Source organism: Streptomyces inhibens, from assembly GCF_003389455.1.
GTDB classification, from domain to species: domain Bacteria; phylum Actinomycetota; class Actinomycetes; order Streptomycetales; family Streptomycetaceae; genus Streptomyces; species Streptomyces inhibens.
The window spans coordinates 1-9,474 of sequence record NZ_QUAC01000156.1 but is presented as its reverse complement, the minus strand read 5'-3'; the positions used below and the strand labels follow the sequence as shown (position 1 = coordinate 9,474).

The 9,474-nt window shown below is 66.7% G+C and carries 6 protein-coding genes and 4 pseudogenes; 3 read left to right on the top strand and 7 right to left on the bottom strand.

The features are described from left to right. Positions 1-552: 552 nt before the first annotated feature. From DY245_RS47880 to DY245_RS19935, 6 genes and pseudogenes are all read right to left on the bottom strand, one after another. Positions 553-1,266: pseudogene (locus tag DY245_RS47880) on the bottom strand (transposase); the annotation flags it as partial. Between the two features lie 112 nt (positions 1,267-1,378). Further along, on the bottom strand, positions 1,379-2,845 hold the full coding sequence (gene ltrA / locus DY245_RS19955) for a group II intron reverse transcriptase/maturase (RefSeq protein WP_128508613.1): 1,467 nt from the start codon (positions 2,843-2,845) through the stop codon (positions 1,379-1,381). 584 nt (positions 2,846-3,429) lie between these two features. Continuing rightward, positions 3,430-3,888, bottom strand: a pseudogene (locus DY245_RS19950) (helix-turn-helix domain-containing protein); the annotation flags it as partial. A gap of 37 nt (positions 3,889-3,925) precedes the next feature. Continuing rightward, positions 3,926-4,301, bottom strand: a pseudogene (locus tag DY245_RS19945) (VOC family protein). A gap of 109 nt (positions 4,302-4,410) precedes the next feature. Further along, on the bottom strand, positions 4,411-5,100 hold the full coding sequence (locus DY245_RS19940; protein ID WP_128508612.1) for an SDR family oxidoreductase: 690 nt from the start codon (positions 5,098-5,100) through the stop codon (positions 4,411-4,413). Then, a complete protein-coding gene (locus DY245_RS19935; protein WP_128508611.1) occupies positions 5,097-5,993 on the bottom strand; it encodes an NAD(P)H-binding protein in 897 nt (298 codons plus the stop codon). The genes DY245_RS19940 and DY245_RS19935 overlap by 4 nt, the downstream gene beginning before the upstream one ends. A 67-nt stretch (positions 5,994-6,060) precedes the next feature. Between DY245_RS19935 and DY245_RS19930 the strand changes: the two genes are divergently transcribed. Further along, complete coding sequence (locus DY245_RS19930) at positions 6,061-6,870, top strand: LysR family transcriptional regulator (RefSeq protein ID WP_128508610.1); 810 nt, start codon at positions 6,061-6,063, stop codon at positions 6,868-6,870. A 443-nt stretch (positions 6,871-7,313) separates the two neighbouring features. Here DY245_RS19930 and DY245_RS19925 read toward each other — a convergent pair whose 3' ends face one another. After that, positions 7,314-7,841: a DinB family protein gene (locus DY245_RS19925; protein WP_128508609.1), complete on the bottom strand. Its 528-nt coding sequence runs from the start codon at positions 7,839-7,841 to the stop codon at positions 7,314-7,316. Positions 7,842-8,258: 417 nt separating this feature from the next. Here DY245_RS19925 and DY245_RS48320 point away from each other — a divergent pair. After that, positions 8,259-8,465: pseudogene (locus tag DY245_RS48320) on the top strand (hypothetical protein); the annotation flags it as partial. A 29-nt stretch (positions 8,466-8,494) separates the two neighbouring features. Further along, positions 8,495-9,364, top strand: coding sequence for an IS630 family transposase (locus DY245_RS19915; protein WP_181923770.1), 870 nt, complete (start codon positions 8,495-8,497; stop codon positions 9,362-9,364). Positions 9,365-9,474: the final 110 nt, after the last annotated feature.

Genomic DNA, 9,474 nt, shown 5'->3' with positions numbered 1-9,474 from the left:
ACAATCACCACCGCGGACACACCGCCCTGAAAGGCCAACCACCCGCCAGCCGCGTCCCCAACCTCACACGGCAATACACCTAGGTCAGGCCCGGCGCGTTGTTGCGTCTGCGCACGCTCGACCGGGTGCAAGGAGAGGACAAGGACTTCACCCGCTGGATCCGCGGCATCCAGCCCGACTCCGCGTGCTACGAGAGACCGATGCGCTGCCGGCGCAAGAACCGGGGGCGGGTACTGAGGCAGTGTCAGACCCAGGCCTTAAGGATCCGGCCGTGACGGACATCCAGATCATCCCTCAGCTGCCCGCGCTCAACGCGGGCGCCAAGACCTGCGAGGCATTCCCACTTTGATTCTCCCCGTACCCGCCGTGTGAACGGCCGATACGGTCCAACCGGCTGTGCGACGCCCACAACCAGCAGCGCGCAGCCGGCAAAGAGCTGCGCCCGATCCGACAGCGGCGGGCCATGCCGGAGTTCTGCACCGGGCCCGGGGCGGAGGGGTCCGGCACGCCGTGCGGCTTGCCCGCTATCGGCGGGGGGTTTTGCAACGGCCACTACCAGCAGGACAAGCGGGGCGGCGAGCTAGTGCCGCATCGGGCAACGTTTGCCCTGTCGACCACTTCGCGGAGGCGTTCGTTGGCGGCGTGCTTGTTTCGCCAGATGATGTAGCGGCGGATCACGCTGCCCTGCTCCTTGTGGCTGGCGTGGTCGGTGCCGTCCAGCGTGAAGTAGCGCAGGGCGGCGAACTGGGCCTCGATGCGGTTCAACCAGGAGCTGTTGGTCGGTGTGTAGGCGAACTCGACGTTGTTGGCCGCGGCCCAGTCACCGACCCGGGTGTCGCGTCTGGTGGTCAGGTGCGGGGAGAAGTTGTCGAGCACCATCGCGATGGGGATCTCTGGCGGGTGGAGGCTGCGCAGGTAGCGGCAGAACTGAAGGAACCTCGTTCGGTTCTTCCTCGGCTTGATGTGCCCGTAGAGCTTGTCTTTGCCCAGGTCGTAGGCGGCGAACAGGTGCCTGACACCGTGTGGGCGGGTGTAGGTCGCCCGCCGTCAGGGCCTCGGTTGCCGGTCGGGGTCCTTGTGCTTCCCGCCGCGCTCGGCCCACTGCTGCCCGGGGTGAGGCTGGAGGTTGAGCGGGCCGAACTCATCGAGGCAGTAGATGACTTCCGGCTCGCCGTACTCGGTTATGACCTCGCCGTCGGCGATCGCGTAGAGGTGCTCGACACGGGCCTTCTTGGCCGCATAGTCCGGGTCGCGGGAGCCCTTCCAGTGCGGTCGGCCGGGAGCGCGGTTCCAGGCTCTCGCCCGGCCCGTTTCTCCCGGCCGCCGACCCGAACCGGACGTGCCTGTTACCAGGCATCCGGCTCTCCACGAGTTTCCATCAGGGTGAAGGTTGCGGTTCCGGACGATGGTCCCACGGGGTGGGAATCCGCGACCCCCGATATCGATATCGCTCGATGTGCGTATCGACTGCGGGCCTGATTCGCACTCCATTTGCCTCCGGCCACCACCGGCTCTGCCGGAAGTAGTGCCGGGTAATCCATCTCATGCTTTGACGCGGGTGCTGCTTCGCCAGCCAGCGATTCAGCCTCCACCACAGGTGGTGGTCGAGGTCCTTGAACGCTTGGCTGGAGGCGCCGTGCTTGAAATAGAGGGTCCATCCGCGGGTTATTTGATTGAGGCGTTTGAACACCTCTTCTGCGGGCCTGTGGGTTCCCTGCTTGGTGACCATCTTCACCTTCCGCTTGACGGACGCAAGAGACTTGCCCGATGGGTAGGAGTAGATCAGTCGCCGTGTGCTTCCCCTCTGTTGGTGCCGCCGGATACGGAACCCCAGGAAGTCGAAGCCCTCATCGATGTGGGTTACCTGGGTCTTCTCCGGATGGAGTCGTAGCCCCATCGGAGCCAGAATATCGCCCACCTCACCCCACAGGGCTTCGGCCTGATCCCGACGGCCAAACACCATGACGACGAAGTCGTCCGCGTACCGAATAAGCCGATATGTGGCGCCTCCGCGTTTCCGGTGCCTGACCCGCTGGTTCGACCATTTGAAAGCCCTGTTCTTCGCAGCGAAGTGCTCATCGAGCACTTCCAGCGCGAGATTGGCCAGGAGCGGGGATAAGATCCCACCCTGGGGAGTGCCGGTATAGGACTCCCTGTTGACGCCCTCCTCGCTGAGCACGCCCGCCTTCAAGAACGCTTTAACGAGCGCCAATACGCGCCTGTCTCCGATTCGTCGCCGCAGGCGCTCCATGAGGGCCGTGTGGTCGATTTCGTCGAAGCAGGCCGCGATATCGCCCTCAAACACCCACTCGTAGCGGGATCGGGCGTAGTAACGGATCTCTTCGATCGCGTCCTGGGCTCTGCGTCTTGGACGGAATCCGTAGCTCGACGAGGGGAAGTCCGCCTCCAGAATCGGCTCAAGTACCAGCTTCAAGGACGCCTGCACGATGCGGTCGCGGATAGTAGGGATACCTAGGCGACGGACCTTGCCGTTCGCTTTGGGAATCGTCTTCTCCTGCACCGGGACCGGCTGGAAGGTTCGCGCCTTCAGCAAGGCACGCACGTCCTCCAGGAACCCCTCCGCACCGAGTACAGAGCGTTCGATCAGGGCGACAGACACGCCGTCTACCCCGACGCTCCGAGCACCCTTGTTCTCCCGGACCCTGTTCCAGGCCAAGACCAGGAACGCCGGGTCCGCCACGAGGTTGAACAGGTCCCCGAATTGGCGGTCCGGGGCCTCCTTCGCCCAATGATGCAGTTTCGTCTGAATCTCCAGTACCCGCCGTTCAGCCCGGTACGGGCTGTTCAGCAAGACGCCGATATTCACCGGCGTGTCTCCCGGCATGACAGTCCTTCCACTGCTCAACTCGCTGCCGTCCTTCGCCCTGTGGCCGGCTTTCCCGGCCTCCGACTACTACGACGGCTCCGCCCCGCCACGTCCCTTCGGGGGACGGTGCCCCTATCTGGTCGGACCACTGGCTGTGAGTCTGGCCAGATCGGAACGCGACGGTTCCCGTGTTCACTTGCTACCGATCGACGGGTTAGGTGCCCGGCTTTGCCCCGGCGGCCCCCATGCGTACGCCGCAGACCTTCCGCATGGACTGTGCACGCCAATGGCACTGGTGTGCACGGGTGTCGCTCCTCAACCCTGGTTGACACGCACCGCAGTACCAGCCCATATCCACCAGATTGGAGCTGGCTAACGCTTAACGAGGTGTTTTGCACCGGTTCCTCTCGTACACCTTCCCGTCTTGCTCACCGGGCCCGCACCGTCTGGCAGTACCGACGCGGCCCGACTTTGTCGGGGCTGCTTCCCACCCTCCCCAGCACCTCCTGGGTCAGGCTGCCCCCAGCTTCCCCAGGTCGCTGCGACAACCTGGGGGCGAGGTCTTTCACCTCCACTCGGCAAACAAGCGCCTCACGGCGCACGGTCTTCACGCGTTGAAACGACACGCCTTCCTCGCGGAGCAGCATGCGCAGGCCCTCGTGGCTGATGTCGTCGACCATCCCCTCGGCGACCAGGAAGTCGGCCAGCTTGGCCAGGCTCCAGGTCGAAAATGGCAGACCGTGCTCAGCGGGCCTGGACTTGGCGATCTTCTTGATCTCACGCCGTTCGGGCAGCGTGAAGGTTCTCGGCCGACCACCCTTGTACTTGGGGTGGAGCGCCACGAAGCCGTCGGTGTTGAAGTTATGGATCACATCGCGGACCCGGTCCGGGCTGGTGAAGGTAACCTCGGCGATCTTCGCGACGGGCATGCCCTGCGCGGACAGCAGCACCATCTGGGCCCGCAGCCAGGTCACCACCGAGCCCGTGCCCCTGCGGATGATCCGCAGTAAGCGCTGACCCTCGTCCTCATCAATCAGCCGAACCCGCACTCGTTCAGCCACCAGCACAGCTTCGCGGCCGCGGGCTGCCGGCGAGTGTTCATTTCGTCGGTGTGCCGATCCTCAGCCGATTGCCGTCAGGGTCGCGTAGCTCAATCTCACGCGCCCACGGAGCGTCCTTCACCTGCACACCGAACTCGGAGGCGATGGCATCGACATCACGAACAGGGATAGACCAGCGGGTCGGGGCGAGCGTCGCCCGTGTGCTCCGACAAGAACAACCGCACCCCGCCCCCGGCGACCTCGACGAACACGGGCAGTCCCGGTTCGAAGCGGTATTCCCACTGCTTGGCGAACCCCAGCCGCTCGTACCACCGGACCGCCGCCGCAGCGTCCTCGACGCGAAGAATGGGAATCTCGACGGTGCCCGGAGGTATCCGCTCCGACGCCGGCCCGGGGAGCAGATTCCTGATCATGCCCATGCCGTACACGCCTCGTCTACGCCGCCCGCCGCCTCGTCGTCCAGCCAGAATGGAGGACCGGGCTGTGGTCGTCTCCTGGCTGGGGATGTCACTCCGACGACTGCTACCAGGGCACGGGCTGGTTCTGGTAGTTGAGGAACTTCAGGCCCGGTTCGCCGCCGTGGCGGTCGATCGTGTCCGCCACGCCCGGGATGGACTGGTCGATGCTCAACGGTGCGTCCGGTCCGCCGAGTTCGGTGCGGACATGGCCGGGACACATGAGCAGCAGCGTGTGCGAGGTGTCGGCGTACCGGGCGGCGTAGCTGCGCATCAGCTGGTTCAGAGCGGACTTGCTGGCGCGGTAGACGTCCTGACCGCCGCGGGTGTTCAACGCAAGGCTGCCTTGGCGCGAGGACATGACGCCGATGGTCCCGGTCGGCGCGACCAGCGAGCGGAAGGACTCGATCACGCGCATCGGGCTGAGCGCATTGGTGACCATGACCTCGACGAACATCTCCGTCGGGACGTCGCCGACGGGAATGTTGCCCCTCGCGACGGCGGCGTTGACGAACAGCAGGTCGAGGGTGCGCTCCGCCAGGCGTTCGCGCAGCGCATCGATCTCCTCTGGCTTCGTCATGTCCAGCGACTCGACGGTGACGCGACCACAGGATGACTCGGCCAGGTCGTGGAGACCAGTGCGCCGATCGCCCCGGACGGTCCCGATGACGTCCCAGCCCCGGTGCGCGTACTCGGTGGCCAGGCCGAGCCCGAGGGCCCGGGACGCCCCGACGATGAGAGCGGTCCCGGCGCTCATGCCTGGACCGCCGGCTTGAGGACGTGCTCACACCACTCGCGGAAGGTCGTCGGGCTCGCGGTCTGCGGGGTGCGCCGCACCCCGTCGTCGAGCCCGTCGTCCTTGGCGCGCATCATGTCGAGGTAGCCCTGCACGAGCGCGTCCCCGACGCCGTGTCCGGCGAGTGCGGTGCGGAATTCGTCGAGCGTCTGCCGCTCGTAGCGGATCGGGCGGCCGAACACCTCGGACATGATGCGCGCCTGGTCGTTCGGCGAAAGGTCCTCGGGGCCCAGCACCGGGACCTCGCCCGTTCCCGTCCACGAGCGGTCGAGCAGCAGGCCGGCGGCGGCCGCGGCGATGTCCCGGGTGGCGACCGTCGGCGCCTTGCGGTCGGCGGCGACGGTACCGGTGAACACACCGTTGTCGCGGATCGAAGCCACCTGCCGCAGCAGATTGTCGAAGAACGTCGGGTTGGCGAGCGACCGGTAGGCCACCCCCGTACTTGCGATGAGATCGTCCATGGCCAGCGACGCCGTCACATGCCCGGCGCGGCTGGCGACGGGGGTGCCGCGGCCGAGTGCCGAGACGCCGACGACGTGTCCGACTCCATGGGTCGTGAACGCCTTCGCGGCGGCGCGGGTAAAGCCGGAGTACATGGCGTCCAGGCTCGGTTCCTGGGTGTTTGACGGAACCAGCCAGAAGACGGCGTCCGCGCCGTCGAAGGCCCGGTCGACGACCTCGGCGTCGCCGTGCGAGCCGGTGACGACATCGACGCGGGCGCCAACCCCGTCGGGGAGTCTTTTGGGGTCACGCAAGATGACGCGCAGCTCTTCGCCGCGCGTGCGGGTCTCGTCGAGGAGGATCTCCAGGAGCCGGCCGCCGATCTGGCCGGTGGGAGTGGTGATGACGATCATGCGTCGAGTCTCGGGCCAGCCGTCCGCGGCGTCCAATACCCTTCCCGACCATTGATACCTTCAGGGCATGGATCTCGATCTGCGTAAGCTCCGCTACTTCGCCGCGGTGGCCGAGCACCGGCACTTCGGCCGGGCGGCGGAACAGCTCTACATCGCCCAGCCGGTACTCAGCCGCCAAGTCAAGTCCTTGGAGCAGGAGTTGGGGTGCACACTGCTCGTGCGCACCACCCGCAGTGTGGAGCTGACCGCCGCCGGCAAACAGCTCTACGAGGAGGCGCAGCAGATCCTCCCGTCGATCGCCGCGGCGGTCCGGCGCGTCCACGACGTCGATCAGGGCGTCCAACGGCTCGTGGTCGCTTTCTCCCCGGGGCTGCCTGTGTCGGAAGCGATCCGGGCGTTCACGTCGCGCCACGCGGACGTCGAGATCGACGTCGTCCCGGCGCGCTGGTGGGAGCAGGACCAGCCGCTACGGGACGGTCGCGCCCAAGTCGGTTACCTGCGAAGGCCGTTCGATGAGTCGGGCTTACGCATCATTCCCATCGGCCACGACCCCAGGGTTGCCTGCATGCCCGTGGCACATCCCCTGGCGTGTCGTCAGGAGCTCACCTCCGCAGACCTCGACGGCGAGCGGATGCTCGACGTGCCAAATCGGCGGACGTCGTCGCTTGAAGAGAAGTTCGAGCTCATCGCCTCCGGCCACGGCATTGCGCTCATCCCGCTGAGCGTCGCGCGGTCCTACTCCCGCCCTGACCTCGCCAACATCCCCGTCACAGACGCGCCGGAGATCGAGACCTGCCTGGCCGTTGCCGCGGACCGGCGCGAGAAGCTACTGCGCGACTTCCTGGAGATCGCCACCGCGACACTGCGGCACGCATGAGCGGTCAGTGCGCGAGGCCACGGCNCCGCGACACTGCGGCACGCATGAGCGGTCAGTGCGCGAGGCCACGGCCAGCGGTGAAGACCAGCCGCTCCCGGGCCACCGGGCCGAAACACCCCGACCAACGTGCCACCGCTGGGGCCCAGCCCACCGCCCTGCGTCACTTCGGCCTCAACGGCACCGACCACGCCAGCCACAAAGGAGCAGGGCAGCATGATCCGCCCCTACACCATCTGGCGAAAACCGTCACGCCGACGCTCGGCGGCTACAAGCCGTGGTCGAGAGGGCGAACGTTGCCCGATGCGGCACTAGTGCTGCACCGCGTTAGATCGTTGAGGGTGCGATTGTCCAGGCAGTCGGGTCGTTGAGGTAGGGGCCGCACCCGCCGTCGAGGGCCTCTTCCGATGAGAGCCGCGCGAAGCCGCCGAGTAGCCCCACCGGGTTTATTCGCCGATGACCCCGTCGGCGAGCTCGCGCGCAATGTCGAGGTGGCCGACATGTCGCGCGTACTCCTGGAGCAGGTGGAAGAGAATCCAGATCAGCGTCGGGCGATCTTCGTCGGCCGGGACACGTCCGCCGAGAGTCGCTGCCTGGTCTTCCAAGTGCGCCTCAGCGACGATGGCGCGAGTGCGCGCACACTGCTCTCGGAAGAACTCCTTGACGTCCTCGACGGATTCATCCGGTCCGACACTCCACTGGCCGGGCCGGGAGTGGTCGCCCCACGGTTCTTCGATTTGTTCTCCGGAGAATCCCCACCGCATCCATCGCAGTTCTACGTAAGCCAGATGCTTCAGCAGGCTCAAGGGCGCCCAGCCGGAAGGCAATCGACTGTTCCGCAGCTCGTCATCGGAGAGACCCTCCAACTTACGAAGGACGGCTTCTCTGTAGAAGTCGAGGTAACCGGCCAGAAGCTCGCGCGGATCACTGAGCGTCACCGGAGGCTCCGATGGGGGAGCGACTTTGTGGATCATAGTGAGGACTATAGGTGTCCACGCCCGGCTGTCGTCGAGCGAACCTGCGCGTCCATGACAGCCACGATGACTCACCGCACGATGACTACCCAGCGCAACAAAGCAGCAAGGTCAGCCACCAATACGCGACACGCCCATATGCGGGCCTATCAGTCGAGCCGGAGCGGAGGTAGATAGCGAGGCCCCAGGTGTGCAGGACCCCGCCGAAGCGCAGACGGCACAGCGGCAGGGCTTGCCCGCTGGGCAACGTCCCTGCGACGTAGGCGAATCCGGCGCGAAAGCGCACGTCGACACCGGCCAGCTGCGACCATCGCGAGTGAGCGTGCTCGATCAGGCGCTGGCGCAAGTGGTGCTGCATCGACTCCGGCGGGCTCTTCGGTATGACGCCCATCGTGCCTGCTCCCGCCGGTGTCCGCCATGATCCACTCCTGTCGGTGGGAACAGGGGCGGAGGATGGTCGGAGTGGCACGGACCCACGCAGTGCTGGTGGTGTTGGACGAGCAGGTGCGCGCGAGGCTGGAGCGGACCGCTTCCGCGGCCAGAGCCCCGGTGCGGGAGGCAGTGCGGGCCAGGATCGTGCCGGCAGCGGCTGGGGGCGGCTCCAACGCGGTGATCGCCCGGGCCCAGGGCGTGAGCGTGAATACGGTGCGCAAGTGGCGCCGACGGTTTCGCGGTCACTGGCCTGGCCGGGCTGCGGGACGCACCACGCCCTGGGCGTCCCCCGCGTCCACGGGCCCGAGGTGCGCGTCGCCGTGGTGGCCACCGCGACCAGCGCCCCGCCGCATCCGGAGTCGACCTGGTCGCACCGGACGATCGCCGCGCACCTGGCCTCACGGGCGATCTCCGCCTCCCAAGTGGGCAGGATTCTCGCCGACTTGGACCTCAAGCCCCATCGGGTGCGTGGCTGGCTCACCCGCCGCGACGCCCCCAACTTCTGGGAGCGGACCGAGGACGTCTGCCACCTCTACCTCTCCCCGCCACCGGGAGCGGTCGTGCTGTCAACCGACGAGAAGACAGCCATCGCCGCCCGCTCCCGCCGCCATGCCGGAAAGGCACCCGCACCCTGCCGACCCGTTCGGCAGGAGTTCGAGTACCGCCGGCACGGCACAGTCTCCATCGCCGCCGCAATGGACGTGTGCACCGGTGAGGTCCTCACCCAGCCGATCACGCGCAACGACTCGGCGACCTTTGTCCGCTTCCTGAAGATGCTCGACCGAACCATTGACCCACGCCGCGAGATCCACGTCGTCCTGGACAACGGATCGGCGCACACCGCGAAGAACACCAGAGCGTGGCTGTCCGCCCATCCACGTTGGCACGTCCACTGGACTCCGCCCCACGCCTCGTGGCTCAACCAGGTCGAGCTGTACTTCTCTGTCCTGGCCCGCCGGGTCCTGCGGCACGGCGACTTTCCCAGCCGGGACGACCTCATTGACAAGATCGACACGTTCGCGATCCGGCACAACACGACCGCCAAGCCCTACCGCTGGACCTACGACGGTGCACCACTCAAGGCCGCATGACCCTCAACGAATCAACGCGGTGCGGCACTAGGTGTATTGCCGTGTGAGGTTGGGGACGCGGCTGGCGGGTGGTTGGCCTTTCAGGGCGGTGTGTCCGCGGTGGTGATTGT

Bases quoted from the DNA above. Each gene is read 5' to 3' on its own strand.
- DY245_RS19935 (WP_128508611.1), bottom strand. From the start codon at position 5,993: ATGATCGTCATCACCACTCCCACCGGCCAGATCGGCGGCCGGCTCCTG.
- DY245_RS19925 (WP_128508609.1), bottom strand. From the start codon at position 7,841: ATGATCCACAAAGTCGCTCCCCCATCGGAGCCTCCGGTGACGCTCAGT.
- DY245_RS19940 (WP_128508612.1), bottom strand. From the start codon at position 5,100: ATGAGCGCCGGGACCGCTCTCATCGTCGGGGCGTCCCGGGCCCTCGGG.
- DY245_RS19930 (WP_128508610.1), top strand. From the start codon at position 6,061: ATGGATCTCGATCTGCGTAAGCTCCGCTACTTCGCCGCGGTGGCCGAG.
- ltrA (WP_128508613.1), bottom strand. From the start codon at position 2,845: ATGCCGGGAGACACGCCGGTGAATATCGGCGTCTTGCTGAACAGCCCG.